Raw genomic sequence first — 19,625 nt, 5'->3', positions numbered from 1 at the left:
AGGGATTATTTGGTGTTTGAGATATTGCTGCTGTTGAAAAATAGGTGAAAATCAATTTGTGTTCATTGAATTTGCAGGAGGGCAGGCAAATTTTGAATACGCTATTAAAGGTGGGCGTATTTTATATGCTGATAATTCACCATTATAGGCGCCTTTTTAATAATAAAACGTATTTTTGTGGCTTCATTAAAATCCATTACCTTTTTTATCAATTATGCTAACATCCTTAATGAGTACTTTTAGCGATTATTCAGTAGCTTTTATCAATGCGTCCAATGATTTTCTTTGGTCTTATGTCTTAATCGTGTTACTCATTGCAGCCGGATTGTATTTTACGGTCCGTTCCAAATTTGTGCAGTTTACGCTTTTCGGGGAGATGGTTCGGTTGCTGGCTGACGGCCGTTCCGAAGGTGGAAAAAACAGCGTCTCCTCTTTTCAGGCCTTTTGTATGAGTACCGCCTCAAGGGTGGGTACAGGGAACCTGGCAGGTGTTGCAATTGCCGTTGGTACAGGTGGACCCGGTGCTGTTTTCTGGATGTGGCTTATTGCGCTGATCGGTTCAGCCTCCGCTTTTGTAGAAAGCACCCTGGCGCAGATCTATAAAGAACGAACGGATGACGGGTACCGTGGAGGGCCGGCTTACTATATTGAAAAGGCCCTGAAGAACCGTTCGCTGGGAGTGGTTTTTTCAGTATTGATCACCATTTGTTTTGGCTTCATTTTTAATGCTGTTCAAGCCAATACAATCGCTGCCGCTTTTCATGGCGCTTTCGGTATCGAAACCTCTTATATGGCAATTTTATTGGTCCTGGTAGCCGCGCCGGTGATTATGGGTGGGGTGAAGCGTATCGCAGTCGTTTCAGAAATGATTGTTCCTGTAATGGCCATTGCCTACCTGATGGTGGTTTTTTATGTGTTGGCGATTAACTATAAAGCTATTCCAGCGGTTTTTTCTTTGATATTTGATTCAGCGCTCGGCTTGCGTCCCTTGGCTTCTGGTGCATTAGGAGCGGCCTTGATGCAGGGAATTAAAAGGGGACTGTTTTCCAACGAAGCAGGTATGGGTTCAGCACCTAATGCAGCGGCAACGGCCTCGGTAAGTCACCCTGTGAAGCAGGGGCTAATCCAAACGTTGGGTGTATTTACCGATACCATCCTGATCTGTTCCGCGACGGCAGTTTTGATTTTGGTTTCAGGTGTGGATACCATCGGAACGCACGATGGCATAAAACTGACTCAAAATGCCCTGCAATCCCAAGTAGGTGATTGGGGGGGCAGTTTTATCGCGCTTTGTATCTTGCTTTTTGCTTACAGCTCTATTGTGGGCAATTATTTTTATGGGGAATCGAATATCAGTTTTATGCACCGAGGAGACAAGAAACTGAGCCTGTTGTATCGCCTGATGGTTTTGGGAATGTTGGTTTTCGGAGCAATGGTGAATGCCGAAACGGTTTGGGCTTTGGCTGATTTGTTCATGGCCCTGATGGCGATTGTCAATATTTATGCAATTATTCGTTTATCCCCAATAGCATTCAAAGCTTTAGCCGATTACAAAATGCAAAAAAAGACCGGGAAGTCACCTGTATTTGTTGCTGACGAGGTTGGCATAACAGAAGGCGTTGAGTGTTGGGAGAGTGCAAAGGAACGGGAAGAAGTGGCGTAAAAGTTCTTGTCGTAAACAGGAAACGCTACTTTAATTTTAGCTAAAGCGCTTAATTGAGGGCTAAACCATACTTCGTCCATTTTTTTATCAATTCGTAAGGCAATTGGCTTCCCCAAAATTTCACACTTTTCAAGTCAATATTCATTGGTGATATTTTGTTAAAAATTAATACAATATCAATGATTTGATGGCTCAGGACATTTAATTTTTAATAGTATTGATTGTTACCTTATTAATTTTTAATGTTGTTAAGGGCTAAAGCCTTTTTTTGGGATTGCATTATTTCTTTTGTTGAAAGAAACAGGAAGTCTTGCATCAGCCCAACTTTTTTGAAGGGTTATTATTTTGCCCGCTCTGAGTATTAAGGCTATATACAGTAGCCTGTTTAATTATTTTGTAATCAACATTGACCTATATACTATGGGAAAGACTTTACCTGTTTTTCTGTCCCTTCTTTTTGCGTTGGTATTTTTAAGTACCTATAATCCCGTGTATGCGCAAGATTGTAACACGATCGGTTCACCCGCAGGGGCACCGTCGATTTTTAATAACTTTGAAAATCCAATCGATAATTGTTCCGGTTCGGCGGAGGTAAACTGGACTTTTGGTTGGCGTTTGTCAGCTGCTGAGGCCGCCAATTGCAAAATCGAAATCAATTGGGATGATGGTACAATAGAACGGATCGATCTTACCAATATTTCATTTAATACCGCCTATTATGGTATTGTGGATCGGAAACATACCTACGATTATGACAATGGTAGTGCTGCTCCATCAGGCAATAATATTGATGCGGCGCAACAGAGCTGTACTTATCTTCCAAAAGTAACCCTTGTCGTAAATGGAACAGTATGTTTAATTTCAGCCGAAGGTAACCGTGTAACCGTTTGGGACACAGAGGATAATGCTCTTTTAAATTCGATCGCTGAAGAGGATGCTCGAAATGGGGGCTCAGGTTTGTTTAATTCTCCAGCAGGTGGAGATTACGATATGTGTGCGGGTAATACCAATGCTCATTTTTTGGCAGATTTAACCGTGTGGAACTGTACAACGAACCCGCAGGAAGATTTGAACCCCAACACACACGGGCGTTGGGTACAATATGTATATGGAGAGACCAATGGTGTTACTGGTGGTAATGTAACCGTAGGAGGTGTACCCATGACTGGGGTATATTATGGTCCAGTAACTTGGATTGCAAATTCGACTGACCCCGGTGGCGAGACGCTTCCAATTCGTTTTCCAGCAAATGCTGGAGCCAATGAATGTTTTTCGGTTCGTCTTCGTTCATGGAACGTCTGTAACCCTTATGGCGCAGCAGGGTCTGAAGTCCCTGTTGGTTCGTTTAATGAAAACGATTTCGCATGGCAAGAGGATCCCGTGGACTTGTGGACAAGAACCATTTGTACCGTGGAAGCGCCAAACCCTCCATTGGCAGCGGACTTGAAAATTTGTGTTGGTGGAGATCCAACGCTGAGGGCCAACGGTCAGGCGGGAGCAGTAATCCGATGGTATGAAGAAGATCCAACTCTTTCTGCGGTAGCATTAACACCTGTTCGTACAGGGGCTAATTTCGATCCCGCTAACCCCGATAGAACACTTTCAGATCCTTTCAATCCTAATCCAGGAAGTGTCAAAACCTACACTTATTGGGTAACACAAGCTTACGATGCTGGTGCAGGAGAAGATTGTGAGAGTTTGCCCCGTGAGGTTATTTTGACAATTTACCCTGAAGTAAAAAACAACACCATCAATGATGATCAGGAACTTTGTTATACAAATCAGACGGGAAATAGAATTGACCCTGCATTAATTACAGGCTCTACCCCAACTGGTGGCGATGGCAGTTATGTTTATCAGTGGCAACAACGCTATAATGGTGGCGCTTGGTCGGATATCGGAGGCGCAAATGATGTTAATTATGACCCGCCTGTGTTGGACAATACGACAGATAATGCCGTTACTTATTCCTTTAGAAGAATTGTATCTTCAGGAGATTGTGATAATGGCGGAACGCCAGGGAATGAGTGTGTGAATAACCTTTGTGAGTCCATTTCAGCAGAGGTTGATATTATCGTTCATCCTCGAATGAGAAGTAACAACATCCGTTTTGATCATAACGATCAATCGGTGATTGAGCTCTGCGCTAACACTTCCCCTGGAGATTTGAAAGGGGCTGAAATAAAAGGTGGCCGTGGTAATATAACTTATACTTGGACTCGCTCCAAAGATGGTGCTGCACCTGTCGTAGTTTCCAATAACAGAAATTATAACAATTCACCAGATTTAACACCAGGGGTGTATGAGTTTGTGCGTATCGCCAAAGATGAGTGTGATGCTGTCCTGACTTCAAACACAATTACGGCGCATGTTCGTCCAGTGGTGCCAACACCTGCTGCTTATATAGAAATTCAATCTACAAACGTTGGCCAAACAGCGAAAATATGTTTTGAAGAACCTTTTACTTTTGTTGTAAGCGGGGCAAAACGATCTTTCACGGTCAATGGCGAAGAGCGCCTGATCGAATATCGACCCTATGACCTTGCTTCGGGGAATTATGGTAAAACCTGGACAGTACCTGCAAGTGAGGGTGCTAATATTTCTTTTGTTTATGGCGCAGAGGATAGAGATCGAAAATTTTCGATCCGGGCGCGCTTTGTAGAGGACGATGATTTTGCGTCGAAATGTGAAGAGGAGTCTGCGGAACTTAATATTATTGTAAACCCCGAAGTTCTTATTGATGCAGGGGCAGATCAACTGCTCTGTAACGGAGAGACCATCACACTTGATGGTACAGCTTCAGGAGGAACGGAGAATTTGGAGTATCGATGGACGGGCCCGAAAGGGTTTGCTCAAACAGGTAATCCTGTTAATGTTCCGAATGGCCAATACCCTGATCTCAATATTGATAATGTTTATCAGTTAACCATCACAGACAAAGGCTTTAATCATTCTATGGGTGGGGCATCCTGCCAAATGGTAGAGGATATTACGGTCAAAGTCTATGAAAACCCTTCTGCTTCGGTAGATGTTGCAGCTCAGACCATCTGTCCTGGTTTTCCTGTTGAAATGGTATCAACCATTAATAAGGGAGACAATGGAAATCTTACTTTTGAATGGAGCTGGGACCGGGAAGGTGATTTCCCGATTTCTGATTATTTGTTTACCACCAATGGAGGAAATGGTCAGGGAGCCACAACCATGGAAACCCCTTTCTTTATTCCTGATGGAAATTTGAACGGGAGCTTTATTTTTACCCTGACGGTTACAGAAACACATGCAGATGGTCATTTTTGTACCGTAGCCACGGTTTCGGAAGAAATTATAATTGATCCTGATGCGCCTAAAGGAACGATATTGACCTTTGCAGACCAATCTGGCGTAAGCATTCCCGCAGGTTTGTTGAATGGCGACGGAACGGCATTTGATAATAGTTGTGCGACAGATGAGTTTTATTATGTTGGCACGGAGGCTTATTGGAAAAATGATATTCCAGGGAGCAATTACGACGAAGTGCATTTCTCTGTGATTAATAAAGTGACTTCTGCCGTATTGGTAGCGGAGCATCAATTGGCGGGTAATACCTTTAATAATAATAACAGCCAGTCGAGTAGTTATAAATTTGACCAGGAAGGAGAATTTGTTGTGCGTATGCGCCTTCGAAATTCAAATAATTCAGGAGAATGTAGCGAAGCAATCGTTAACAAAACGATCCATGTTTTGCCATTGCCAGATATCGAAGTGCTTTCTTTCTCTCCAATCTGTCAGGGGATTACCATTGATTTTGAGGAGAACACAGCTTGGGGAAATTTAAGCCCAATCCATTATTCTTGGGAGATAAAAAATAAAGCCAACAACACGGTTGTCGCAGTGGTACCAGGCAATAACGCTGGGGCAGACAATGAAGCGAGCTATCAATACAATAATTTTGGAGTTTTTGAAGTTCGGGTAATTGTGGAGGCTACTTCTCCAAATGGGATCAGTTGTCATTATTCCAAAGTAGTAGGAGAGCAGGTGGTTGATGAGTCACCGATTGTTTCTTCGGATTTGGTAACAGGAGATTTCATTGATGCTTGTGGTGCCTTTGAATTGGATTTGAAGCAAATGGCGACGGACATCAATTTGACTTATACAGGGCAGAAAGAAATTCTCTGGTCATTGAAGTCTGCTAATGGAAAGTATAAATTGGATGACGATGGAAATGAGTCCCCGGTGGTTTCCTCCAAGCATTTCGAGAACTTTTATGTGCCTTCAGTCAATGACGAAGACAAAGACATTATTCTTGAATTCCATGCTAAAAACCTGGATAACCAACCTGCCTGTCAGGTGGCGACCATAGAAATTCCAGTTCATGTTTATCCAACGCCTGCAGTAAATCCAATTGTTGATGAGCGTTTTTGTTATGACGCGCAGGTTTTACTGAATGCAGAGCGTACCGATGTGAACGCCAATACGGACGATTTTGACTGGGTATTACTTTCCGATGATACCAATAAATTTGGAACAATCGCAGGTAATCAGTATACCCCGAATACAGCGTTTACTGATTCTGTACACGCACATTTAAGGGTTTTTCCTACCAATGTTGTGGCTGTTTGTGATGTCGATGTTCAGGCTAATTTCGGGGAAACTGTTGAGGTTCAGCATAATGCTAAAATTGAAATTGCAGGCCTGGTAAGCGATGTTAATATTTGTTCAAATGTTAATGAACAATTCCGTGCCGAGGTATCAGGTGGAAATAATAGTTATACTTATGATTGGTTTTTGAATAACATTACAGAATCAAATCCTTCTGAAATTTATAATTTCCAAAAGGAGGTGATTTTTGCTGATGCTCGGGAAACGTATGATTTGAAATTTTTTGTTAAGGATAATTTTATCTCTACCGTAGGCGATGAGTGTTATGCGGAATTTAATATTGATATTACCGCTTTGGCATTGCCTCAAATAAAGGCAGACGATAATTTAGATGTTTGTTATGGTGATGACATTATTGTAGGCTCGGAAGTAAACCTTCCTGCAGACGGTCGTGCTTTGGCTGAAGTGAGATGGAGTGAATTCACCGGTGGGAATTTCGTTCAGAAGGCCACAGGTTTGGTCATCGATAAGAATCATGCTGATTATGCCGCCATCTACCCAGATACTCCTCCTTATCCTACCAGCCGTGAAAAAACACTTTTTGCGCAGGTAGAGGATGAGTACGGTTGTGTGAGTCCGTTAAGAAGTGACATTGCGACAATTACCCAAAAAGTTAAAGTAAATGCAGTTCCTGAAATGCCTTTGCTTTCAGGGGAGGAAAGCTTCTGTATGGATTCAGGCCTTAAGCCAAACTTTGTTTACGCCTTTAATAATGGTGTTTATTCGCCAGATTATTCTTACGAATACAGTATTTCTCCTGACGACCCGGCAAAGGTCATCTATTCCGAAATTACCATTGCCAAAGCATTTTTTGTGGAATACCAGGATGCGGGTGTTTTTGATTTGGAGCTGCAGATTAAGCAAAATTATTCGAGTGGTTTGGTTTGTGCATCCCCAGTGGCGCAAAAACAAATTGTAGTCAATCCTGAGCCAATTGAACATAATATTATTTCAGATAAAGATAAATTTTGCCAGTGGGAGCAAATTCCATTCAAGATTAGCCCATATATCACTGATGATTATGTCTATGAATGGGTAGCTTCTTTTGATTATATCATAGAAAATGGTGCTACTGGTGATGAGAAATTGTTAACCTTCAGTAATACAGGCTTGATTGACATTCTGGTGAATGTGAAAACGATTCAGAAGGATGGTAGTGGAAATATATTGGTCGATGGGTCTGGAAATCCGATTACGGGTTGTACCGTTTTGGTGAAACGACAAGTGGAGGTTACCCCATCGCCAGTTTTTGAAACCACCCTTGCTGAAAGTAAAATTTGTAGTGATACACAAATTGATTTATTGGTTTCCTCAAGTGAAGGTTATGATTATTCTTATGCTTTCAGTGCCACCAATGTAACTGGAGGTAGCAGCGGAACACATGATAATGAAACAAACTTCTTAATCACGGATGAATTGAGCCATACGGAAGTTACCGTAGAGGAAGGCTTTTACGATATTATTGCCACAGAAATTACGGGAGATGCTTATAAATGTCAAACCGAAAAGCAGGTGCGGGTTGAAGTTGTTCCTTCAATTTCGACACCGACAATTGCCATTGCTCCTGTAGATATTTGTGATGGCGCACGGGATGTAACCATTGAGGCAGATATAACAGAAGGCTCTGCTTACTACTGGCAGTTCAGTATGGATGATGGAGCAACTTTTGAGTCCATCCTTGATTTTGATGATGGCAATGGAAATAGCTGGGCAACTTATTTTGCGAATATTGACAAGCCAACGCTGGAAATCAGAAATGCCGTTTACGAGGTGCTGAATGATGTTCAGTTCCGTCTGGAAATCCAAGGCTGTAAGGGAATTGAAACGAGTAATATCGTTACGCTTAATATTAAGCCAAGGACAGAAATCATTAAAGATCCTCAGAATCAGGAGATTTGTGAGGATGTTTCGGTTCAGTTGTTCATTGAAATTGAGCCTTATGATCCTTCCAATCCGCCAAGAATTCAATGGCAACGTTACGACTCCAGTCAGCGTGCATGGGTCGATCTGCCTGAAGGATCAGACTTTTCAGGAACCAATACGCTAACCCTAACCATTGAAACACCTTTTGTTGTTTACGAAAATAACAATGCCAATTTCAGGGCAATGATCCAGGGGGAATGTGATGATGATTGGAAACGATCAGAAAACGCCGTATTGACCATTAATAAAAAGCCTTCCTTGCGGGTGCCTTTGGTCTCGCAGACGGTCTGTAATGCCTATGGTGAAAAAGCAGAGTTTTTTGCCGATGCGTTGAATACCTTTTTGCCAACTTATCAGTGGGAAGTCAGTACCGATGGCGGGTTAACCTGGACCGATATTGATGTTACCAACCCAGATTATGAAGGTGCTGATGAAGAAGTGCTGTTGGTGAAAAATGTCAGTAATAAAGACGGCTTCAGATACAGTGTTGTCATTGGTAGTGCGTCCAATACTTGTAATTCCACTGCCCGACCTGAGCCAGGAGAGGAGGCAACGCTAACGGTTCTTCCTTTGCCTGAGGCTTTTGAGCAAACCTATGAAGTGTGTTCCGATGACGCTGGTGGCGAGATTTCAACGATTAACCTGACAGCCTATGATGAGGATGTGAAAGGAACAAATGATGCCGCAATTATTGTTAAATGGTTTTTGGATGATACTTACCAGACAGAGGTGAGTAATAAGTTTGCTCACCCAGTTCGGGATCAGGATCAGGTTTATCCTTTGGTTGTAAACGGACAGGCCTGTGAAAACGGGACAAAGGTTACTTTTGACCTTATTACACGCCCAGGAATCGCAGCAGACATGATTACTCAATATCAGGTGTGCGCTGGTACGCAACTGCTTATTTCGCCTACGGCGGAAACAGGCCAGGGAGCAGAGGTTTTTCAGTGGGAACTGGTAAGAAATGCAAATATTGATGGGCTTCCTGTTGCTGACAGTGGAACGGGTGATTTTGATTTTGTACTCGCCAATAGCACCACTTTTGATCAGGGGCTTGAAATTATTTTTACGGCAGCTAACAGTATCGATGGATCAGCAAGTTGTGTGTCAAAGCCTGTGGCCGTTACAGCAACGGTTTACCCAACACCAGTGGTGGAATTGGAAAATAATCGTGCAGACATTTGCGATGAAGGAACTACCGCTGTTTTGGTAAAAACCCCAATTACACCTGCGAATAACTCTTACTTTACCTTTACTAAAGACGGCGTTCCGCAAGTGGATGAAAATGGTGATGTGATCGAATTGACAAACTATTCGTCCATCGCTCAGGTGCTTGAAAATACAACTCAGGCACCGATCAATTTTGAGTTTGAAGTAACTCCTTGGCGGGTAGGTTGCTCAACGCCCGGCTTGTCGGCAAGTACAACGGTGAAGGTCAATCCAACACCAATAGCACAACTTACGGTGGACAAAACTGAAATTTGCTCTGGGGACGATGTGGTTGTAAACATGACTTCAGATACCGAATTGTTACCTGACTTTAAAATGGTTTATACTTATACCTCGGAGTCTGAAAATGGCTTCGGTACCATTTTGGGAAGTGGCGTTCAAAATAGTTTTGCCGTGGCAGATCAATACAGCTTTTCTGGTGAGTTGGGAAATAAAACCAGTGAGCCTCAGAAAATGGTGTACACGGTAACGCCATCTGTACAAGGATGTGATAACAATAAAGTATTGTCGGTTTCCAAGGAGGTGATCGTTCGTCCAGTACCTGTAATCAGTCTGAAGAATGAAGTGGAGATATTGTGTAACAATGGAACGACAGATATTATGGTCAGCTCTCCAAATGTTACCAATGCTTATTTGCCAACAAGTAAGGTTAGCCTGAAGGGGACAGCCGTAGCTTCAAGTGCTGATGTGACCGGTTTTACATCGAATATTGATATTGAATTTATTGGTGGAGAGGTACACATTAACGACGTACTGGTCAACGCTTCCAATGAGGTACAAACGGTAACCTATAATTTGGCACCTTATTTTGATGATTGTTCCGGAGAAGCTAAAGCAACGGTTGTTGAAGTTTACCCTACCATGCAGGTGGCTGTAGATAATCAGCAGCCAATAATTTGTTCTGAAAGCAGAACGGCATTTGAGTTATCTTCGACGACCAATGTTGCAGGACTGAAAATCTCATATCGGGCAGAATGTCCTGACCCTAATGTGTTGGGGTATTCCAATTTTGAACGTTTTGGACAGCCAGGCGATATTGTTGCAGAGCAATTGACGAACCTGACTTCATCACCTCAGACGGTTACTTATTTCTTTAAAACCATGACCGAAAATGGGAGCTGTCAAGGGGAGACGATCGAGAAAAAGGTGGTCGTTTGGCCAAGCCTGATTTTTGATGTAACCGCCGTGACTGACCGTATTTGTAATGAAGAGGAAGGAACGTTTAAAATGAATACCGCCGTGACTGCTTTGGCGGGATATCAGGTGAAGTTTGATTATCAGAAGGTGGACAATTCAAATGTTTCGGGTGCTTCGAGTGGTACGCAGGCTGTTGATGGCGCTGGAGAGTTAATCGTTACCGATCAGTTGGTGAACAGTTCCACTACCGTTCAGGAACAGGTATATCGTATTGCCTTATTAATCACCAAGGACGGTGCGGAATTATGTCGATCAGAGGAAAAAGAGGTGGCGATTTTTGTCCGTCCAACCCTGTATGTAACAGCGCTTGATGATATGGAAGTTTGCCCTGATAATTTGGTTATTGTACCTCCTTTCTCTGGCGCAGAAACCTATACTTGGACGAACACCGATACCTCTATTGGACTTGGTGAAAACGGACAAAGAAATATCCCTGCTTTTACCAGTATTAATGAAACAGCCCTCGATGTGATTGCTCAAATTACAGTGATTGGTAGTAACCAGGGGTGTTACACCGCCCCAATGTCATTTAATATTAAGGTGAAGCCTACACCTGAAAAGCCTGAAATCTCAGGTCAATTGGTTTACTGTCAGGAAGAGCCACTTGCGGCCTTGGAGGCCACAGGTACAGACATTAAATGGTATAGCAGCAGCTACCTTGGCGCAAGTTCATTGATTGGCGCAGGAAATACCTTTACACCGGATGCCGAAGATGTGGATACGCAATACGCGGGAACTTACACCATTTATGCCACACAAACGGTGAATGGATGTGAGTCTGAAGCTGTAGAAGTTACTTTCACCGTGAACCCCAAGCCATTGTTGGCTTTTAACTTGCTCCCAACCTCTGACTGTACGCCGTTGCAGGTGAAACTGGTGAATGCCTCGCAAGGGCATGACCCTGCCAAGGATCACTGGGTTTATCAGATTGCTGGTGACCCAAGCACACAGGCTCCTTTAGTTTGGGATGAAGAAGGACAGTTTGTTTTCCAAAATAAATCTGGAGCGCTAATTTCTTATGAGGTGATTTATACCGCAACAACCGATTTAAATTGTTCGCGTGAAGAAGTTGCTACAATAGAAGTGAATCCTGAGTTGGAATTTGAATTTAACATTATCGGGCCAGACAATCATCCGGAACCTTCTTGCTCTGGTACGGAATACACTTTCCGTCGTCAGAATCTTGGGAATACCGATAAAATTGACGGCCTGGTTTATACCTGGAGCTTTGGAGATGGTAGTTCTGTAGTTACGGATGATCTTGAGGTGAAACATATTTATGAAAACCCTTCTTATGCCAATATTAGGAATTATCGCGTCAGCTTGACGGTATCGGCTCCTTTTTGTCAATCAGTACAGGAGCAGGAGATTAAAATTTACCCTCAGATTCTTTCCAATATAGAGCTGTTGGATAATGTGGGTTGCGCACCTTTAAATGTGAAGTTCCTCAATAATTCTCGTGGGTATGCGCCTGAGCTTGGAGTATATCAAAAACGAATTCAGGGAACAGATGACTGGATAGACTTTGAGGTAGCAGACGATCAGGCTATTTTCGATAATATTACCCAGGCGGTAGAAATTTGGGAAGTTAGATACTTTGCCAAAAATGAGTTTGGCTGTCCAGATATTTCACAGTCAAAATTAATCACTGTAACTCCTCGACCTGTCAGTCAATTCGTGAATGATGCATTACTTTGTGAGGGAGCGCCAGCGAATTTTGATGCTTCCACTTCTATCGGCGATATCGAAAGTTACCGTTGGGATATGGGTGACAATACCCTAAATCAGTATGGAGAAACCCTTGAATATACCTATAAGGAAGCGGGTTATTATACCATTACCCTGGAGACAACCAACAGTTTTGGATGTACTGACCTTTCAACAAGTGAAATTCAGCTACAAATTTCTCCGACAGTCTCTATTGCTGCTGGAGGGCCTAAAGCTTTCTGTGAAGGGCTTGATGTAAACCTGACGAGCGAAGTTGCCGAAGCGGTAACTTATCAGTGGCTCAAGGATGAAGAAGAGATTGCGGGTGAAACTGCTGATCAGATCACGGTGAATACATCAGGAATTTATTCACTGAAAGTAACTCAGGTTGCAGGTGTGGGTTGTTCCCGAATTTCGGATTCCTTAAAGATTCGTGTTTATCCTTTGCCTGAAGTTGAACTGGTAAGAAACAAAGAAGGAAAGATTCTTTGTCCAGGGGAAGAGGTATTATTTACCGCTGATGCTGATTTGAATATTCAAACCTTCCTATTTCATGTAAGCGGCGAGGAGTTCACGGCAAATCAGGATCGAAATAGCTTTGTTTATAGCCGCATCAATGATCAGGACGAAGTTTATGCTGAAGCTATTACCTTTACGGGTGGTTGTGTGGGTGTGAGCCCAGTCTTAATTCAGCAGGTGGATATGCTTAATCCTAATTTTGAAGTGGTGGGTGAGGCTGTCAGTTGTTCTCCATTTGTGAGCAGGTTTAAAATTGAGGCATTTAATCCTGCATTGGTTTATACCTGGGATTTTGGGGACGGAACAATTGAGGTATTGGATACCGAAGAGGTTACCCATACTTATACCAACAGTTCTCCATTCCTGCAAAGCCGACATGCCATTAAATTGACGGTTTCTAATCCAGTCACTGAATGTTCGGCGAGTAGCAGTCAGGATATTCGAGTGAATCCTACACCAGTGGTAGATTTTAATTTGACTTCGACGGAGGGTTGTGCACCTTTCCGAGCAAGTGCCGAAAATGAATCAAAATTGGTGAATAAAACGGAAGGAGACACCTATACCTGGACGGTGAAAAATGTACTGACCGATGAAGTGGTCTTTACCTCAAACCTCGAAAACCCTTTCCTTGAGTTGCAGAATAATACAACGGAGGATATTATGTTTGAAGTCCTTTTGGTGGCTAACGATGCTTTTGGTTGTACTGATAGAAGCTCCCAATTGATCACGGTTTATCCGCAGGTGGTATCTTCTTTTTATGTTGATGCAAAAGACAACACCCAATTATGGCCTGATAATGAATTCAATATTGTGAACACTACTTACAATGGAGAGGTGCCTGAGCACTGGACTTACAGATGGGTTGTTGCAGGGCAGGAAGCGCATGTGGGGCCTCAGATTGGTGCGGTGAAATTTGATAAGCCAGGCGTATATAATATTACGCTGATGGTGGCAACGGAGCACTGTAATGCAGAGGTGACGCAGTTGGTTAATTTGCAAAGCACGAACCCAATTGTGGACTTTATCGCTGATCCTAAAGTAGGCTGTGCTCCTGTGGATGTCAACTTCACAAACACCTCACGTAATGTTGATGAGTTCACCAAATACCGATGGGAGTTTGGGGACGGGAATTTTTCTGAAGATGAAAGCCCGAAACACCAATATGAAAACCCTGGAACTTATTATGTTTCATTGCAAGCGACGAACTCTATTACCGATGGTGCTTATTTCAAGCGGGATACCATCGTCGTATATCCTTCGCCAACGGTAAACTTTAGGGTTGATCGTGAGCGGGTATTCTTACCTGATGCCGATATTCAGATCGTCAACTTTACAACAGGATCCAATAATATTTATGATATTGATTGGGGAGATGGAACATCAGGTGAAGATGTGCCTTCTGATGTGAAGCACAGTTACAGTAAGGCAGGTGATTTCTTCATTACGCTGAGTGCCACCAACGAATTTGGCTGTGTTGGTTCCGCAACCATCAAGCAGCCTGTAGAGATTCGGGAAGGTGGAAAAGTGGAAACACCGAATGCTTTCCAACCGAGTCAGGACGGTCCGAATTCTGGTAATATTTCCGAGACCAGCAGTAAAGACCGTAACTACTCGGTATTCGCGCCTTACGCACCAAATGTGGTAGAGGAAGGTTATAAGCTCGAAGTGTACACCCGCTGGGGGCAGTTGATCTTCCAGACCGAGAAAAAAGGAATCGGATGGAATGGATACTACTTTAATAGTGGAGATGCACTGCCTGCTGGTGTTTATATTTTTAAGCTGAGTGCAAGAACAGTAGACGGAAATAGAGTAAGCAAAGTAGGGGATGTCACCCTGTTGAAATAAATAAAAAGCCCTTGAAGGAATGATCTTTCAAGGGCTTTTTTTGCCTGAGCAGTAACAGGACAATTAATATTTCAGGCTTCGTATTTTCTTTTTTCGGCGAATATACCCCAACAGGATCGTATGAGCGTCACGGTTGTTCGGGTAGGTCTTAATAAAATCAAGCAGGTAGGCAGGGTCATTTTTATAGCACTCCTTTTCAATATATCCGAACCCATGATACAGCCCATTTTCAACGCTGATAAGCGCCCATTCTTGTTCATTTCTCCCATCTTCAATAATGATGAAGTTGGGGTGATCATATTGAAACCGCTCAATCAGCTTTGTCGCACGCTCATTATAACTTTCTACCGCTTCCTCGCCGATACAGGCCCCAAAACATTGCCTCAAGGTGTAATTGAAACATTCCGCTTTTGATTTATAAACGCCTGACAGCTTTTGGCACAGCTGGTATTTTTCGATGGCCTTGAACAAGAACTCCTGAGCAGCATGTCGGTTCGAGAACTGAAATAGCGGAGTGGCATTCGGGTCTGTTTTATTAATACTGAAGGTGATGTAGCCCTGTAAATTATAACCCGCATAAAGCTGATAATTAAACTTACTTCTGCGGAGTGCGCGATTATAGGGTGGCTTGAATTTTTTGATTTCGTTACTTTCCAAAAGCAGCGCGCACAATTCATTTCCTGTACGTTCAAAATCAATAGAGACCAATTTTGACTTTAGATCAATGGCCCTTTTGGTTTTGGTATTATACAGGTGGCTGAGCACCCTTTTGTGCAGGTTGATACTTTTGCCAATATAGAGCAGGTGACCACCTTCATCCCTGAAGTAATAGACGCCAGGTTCCTCAGGTACCTGATCGAGTGAATTACGGTCGAACTGTGGATGTAAATGATTCTTGTAAGCATGGATGTCTGGTAACGATTGTTGAATCTTGCCTTCCCCCCTGCGAAGTAAAATCTCAAAAAGGGATACCGTTGCTCTTGCATCTCCAAAGGCTCGGTGGCGATCCGTGATATTGATGCCAAGCTGCTGTGTTAATTTGCCCAGACTGTACGATGGGAAACCAGGAAGAATAGCCCTGCTGAGTTTTACAGTGCAGAGGGTGTCTCGTTTGTATTCAAAGCCAAGGCTCTTAAATTCACTTCTCACAAACTGGTAATCGAAGCCCACATTGTGCGCTACAAAAATACAGCCCGTAGTAATTTCCACAATTTTCTTGGCCACCTCATAAAATTTTGGGGCATCCATGACCATCTCATTGGTAATCCCCGTCAGGCGAGTGATATTATAAGGGATTTTTTTTTCGGGATTAATCAGGCTACTGTACTCGTCAATGATCTCCGTTCCATTATGGATAAAAATGGCGATTTCTGTGATTTTTTCTCCCTTGGTATTCCCTCCTGTAGTCTCAATATCAATAATCGCGTACTTTTTTGGGAAATTTTCTTCTTCAGTGCTCATGGTCTAATGCGCTCAATCCTCTAATGGTAAAAATAGAAGTTCTTATGTCCCAATATTGTTTTGTTGGTCTGTTTGCTGATGGTTCATAAGCTTTAGGCAAAGTTATTGCAATTACATTATCAAACAAAAACATTAAAACGATGGAAGATAACAATTTAGACCACCTGTTGAATTCAATGAAAGATTTAAACGAGGCCTTGGAGTCGTTGGTGAAAAAGCTTTCAGAGGATATTAATTATGCTGACGAGATCATGAGCTATCACAAAGCTCAGCAACCAAAACTGGACGATCAACTGTCGGCAATCAATTTATTTGAGGAGATTCAAAATCGTCAAAATTAACAGAGTGGGGGAGCACCTCCACTTTTTCCCATAAAAAAAGGGACACTTTAAAAGCATCCCTTTCTCCTTAATCAATGATGGCCATTAAAGTTTTTCCAAAAGGAAGTTCGTCATCATTGTATATAAATGCCTTGTGGCATTGTCGCCATAAATTCCGTGATTTCTGTTCGGATAATAGAAAGTACGGAATTGCTTGTTGGCGCTGATCAATGCGTTTTCCAATTCCACAGCGTTCTGAAAGTGAACATTATCATCAGCAGTACCATGCACCAATAGGAAATTTCCTTTAAGTTGATCAACATGGAATACTGGTGAATTATCATCATAACCATGTGGGTTCAGCTGTGGCGTAGATTGGTAGCGCTCCGTATAAATACTGTCATAGTATCTCCAGTTGGTAACAGGAGCCACTGCAATAGCGGTTTTAAAGATGTCATTACCTTTCATTAAGCACAATGACGACATATAACCACCGAAGCTCCATCCCCAAATACCGATTCTTTCCGCATCTACAAAAGACTTCTTGGCCAGTTGTTTTGCTGCGTAAATCTGATCTTCAGACTCATATTTCCCGAGGTCCTTATAAGTGATATGTTTGAAATCACGACCTTTTCCTCCTGTACCACGGTTATCAACACATACGATCAAATAGCCCTGGTTAGCAAGGTAACCGTACCATGCGTCACGGTAAGAAGGAAATTTATTTTGTACCATCTGGCTTCCTGGGCCACCATATACAAACATCAGTACAGGGTACTTTTTGCTGGCGTCAAAATTTGAAGGTTTGATCATGTAAGCATTCAAATCCGTTTGGCCATCTGCGGCTTTTACAGTCATGAACTCTTTATGTCCGAGATCGAATTTATCAAAAGTAGCCTTTTGCGCCTGGTTGTCTTCAAGTACTTTCAATTCTTTGCCCTTGGCGTTGTGAAGGGTAACGCGCAATGGCTGGTGAATATTGGATTGGTATTGAATGTAGTATTTAAAATCATTGGAGAAATTAACGGAGTGATTTCCTTCCCGAGTACTTAATTTCTTTTTGCCTTTGCCATTAAACCCGATAACATAAAATTGGTCAGCAATAGTACTTTCCTCTTTTGACAAATAGTAAATCTTCTTATGCGTTTTATCAACACCAACGATAGAAGAAACCTCCCATTGGCCGTTGGTAATCTGGCGAAGCTGCTGCCCTTCTTTATTGAAAAGATAGATATGCTTAAAGCCGCTTTCTTCAGAGGTTCTGATAAAAGAACCATCTTTTAAGAAGTAAATCTGATCGTTGAAATCAAGGTCAACATATGTTTTGCTGGTTTCTTTCAGTAATAGGCTATACTCCCCGGTGAAGGCGTTGGCTTTACGTAACTCCAGGTGATTTTGCAGGCGGTTCATCCAAATGTAGGATAAAGACTTGCCGTCAGCACTCCAGTAAATGCGAGGAATGTAGATGTCCTTTTCTTTCCCTTTTTGAATTTCGGTACTTTTCTGATTGTCCAAGTGGTAAACTGAAAGGAATACCTCGGAATTTCTTTCCCCAGCTTTTGGGTATTTGAAGGTATATTGCTGAGGGTACAATGTGCCATAAATTGGCATTGTATATTGCTTGACTTCCGATTCATCGAAAGACAAATAAGCAATGCTTTTACTGTCTGGTGCCCATTTGAATGCTTTAGCCAATGAAAATTCTTCCTCATAAACCCAGTCACCCATACCATGCAGGAGGCTGTTAAACTGGCCATCAGTGGTAATGGCCTGCTCTTTCATATCAGACAGGTTTGTTACATAGAGGTTGTTGCTTCTTACAAAGGCCACCATTTTCCCATCTGGAGAAAAAGTTGCAAAAGACTGCTTTTCCCCTTTGGCCAAAGGTACAACCGTGTTGGCCTGACGATCATATACAAAATAGTGACTTTTTGAGGAACGACGGTAAATGGCTTCATGCTCCGTTTCGATCAGCACTTTTTGCTCGTCGGCACTGAAGTGGTAGCCATCGATATGAAGTTCTTTACCCAATAAATCGGTAAGTACTTTGGAAGAAACCAGCGTGCCGACAGGTTGGCCCGTTTGAATGTCCATTTTGACGACCTTTTCAGCCCCCATTTCACGAACTAATTTGCTGTAATATTGGCCATCCTTCATCCAGTTGATTCCATAGACAGAATGCCCACGGAAGATTCCTTCTTTAAAAATCTGATCTAAAGTGGGTGATTTTTTGGATTGAGCGAACGCGACTGAGCCCATGCACAGGAGCATGAGAAAAAATGATAAGGATTTTTTCATAAGGAAATAAAGGGATTGTATGCGATTAAAATTTACTCACTGCATTTACAAAGCCACTGACCATGGCGGCCGTTTCTTCTGGTTGTTCAAACATACCCATGTGGCCGGTTTCATCGATCAGGTGAAGGGTGATGTATTGACTCAAACGAGCCTGAACGTTCTGCTCTTGCAGGTCCAAAATAGGGTCCTCTTTTCCCGTGATGATAAATATCGGTCGGTCAAAGGCTTCTAAAGTGGGTTTGTAGTCCTGACGATCGCGCATCATGCTGGCATATTGACAAAAAGTTTCTTTTGAAGTTTCAGCACAGAGGTCAGCAACCAGCTGAATGTCTTCAGCACATTTGTCAATATTTTGTGGGGCGAAAAGATTTTTGGCAAATCCTTTAGAGAATGCTCGGACACCTTTCTCTGCCACAAATTCAATCGTTTTGGTACGATTAGCTTTTTTCTCTTCATCGTCCTCGTAGGCAGTGGAGTGGAAAAGCCCAAACCCTTTAAGCTTCTCAGGGAAAAGCTGCGCGAACTCTAAAGTGATATAGCCTCCGAGCGAATGGCCTATCATAATGGTTTTTTCAATGTTTTCAGCCTCCATCAGGGCGTTCACCTCTTTGGCAATGTCCGCTAATGAGGTGGCATCTACCTGAGGGCTTTTACCAAAACCTGGTAAATCGAGAACGTAAACTTTGAATTTATTGGGTAACAATTTTACCCATGCTTCCCAGACTTTGGAAGTTTCACAAAACCCATGAAGAAGGATTACAGGGAATCCTTCTCCTTGGGTATAAAAATTAATTTTAGACATATTTTCGGCTAAAAGGGCTTTC

General features: G+C 42.6%; 6 protein-coding genes. 3 read left to right on the top strand and 3 right to left on the bottom strand.

Translation table 11 applies throughout. From position 1 onward, the window contains the following. The first annotated feature begins 229 nt into the window (after positions 1-229). Together AABK40_RS08570 and AABK40_RS08565 are read left to right on the top strand one after the other, a co-directional pair. Positions 230-1,663, top strand: a complete 1,434-nt coding sequence (locus AABK40_RS08570; protein WP_338396770.1) for an alanine/glycine:cation symporter family protein — start codon at positions 230-232, stop codon at positions 1,661-1,663. A gap of 420 nt (positions 1,664-2,083) precedes the next feature. After that, entirely contained in the window at positions 2,084-14,722 is a 12,639-nt protein-coding gene (locus AABK40_RS08565) for a PKD domain-containing protein (protein WP_338396769.1), read from the top strand. Between the two features lie 63 nt (positions 14,723-14,785). Here AABK40_RS08565 and AABK40_RS08560 read toward each other — a convergent pair whose 3' ends face one another. Further along, positions 14,786-16,183, bottom strand: a complete 1,398-nt coding sequence (locus AABK40_RS08560; protein WP_338396768.1) for an exonuclease domain-containing protein — start codon at positions 16,181-16,183, stop codon at positions 14,786-14,788. Between the two features lie 140 nt (positions 16,184-16,323). Here AABK40_RS08560 and AABK40_RS08555 point away from each other — a divergent pair, with 140 nt between their 5' ends. Further along, entirely contained in the window at positions 16,324-16,524 is a 201-nt protein-coding gene (locus tag AABK40_RS08555; protein ID WP_332919079.1) for a hypothetical protein, read from the top strand. A gap of 84 nt (positions 16,525-16,608) precedes the next feature. Here AABK40_RS08555 and AABK40_RS08550 read toward each other — a convergent pair whose 3' ends face one another. After that, the gene (locus AABK40_RS08550; RefSeq protein ID WP_338396767.1) at positions 16,609-18,762 is read right to left on the bottom strand and encodes a S9 family peptidase; all 2,154 of its coding nucleotides are present in this window, start codon (positions 18,760-18,762) and stop codon (positions 16,609-16,611) included. Between the two features lie 64 nt (positions 18,763-18,826). Beyond that, positions 18,827-19,603: an alpha/beta fold hydrolase gene (locus AABK40_RS08545; protein ID WP_338396766.1), complete on the bottom strand. Its 777-nt coding sequence runs from the start codon at positions 19,601-19,603 to the stop codon at positions 18,827-18,829. Positions 19,604-19,625: the final 22 nt, after the last annotated feature.

This window comes from Persicobacter psychrovividus, from assembly GCF_036492425.1.
Classification (GTDB): domain Bacteria; phylum Bacteroidota; class Bacteroidia; order Cytophagales; family Cyclobacteriaceae; genus Persicobacter; species Persicobacter psychrovividus.
This window is presented reverse-complemented; position numbering and strand designations above follow the sequence as displayed.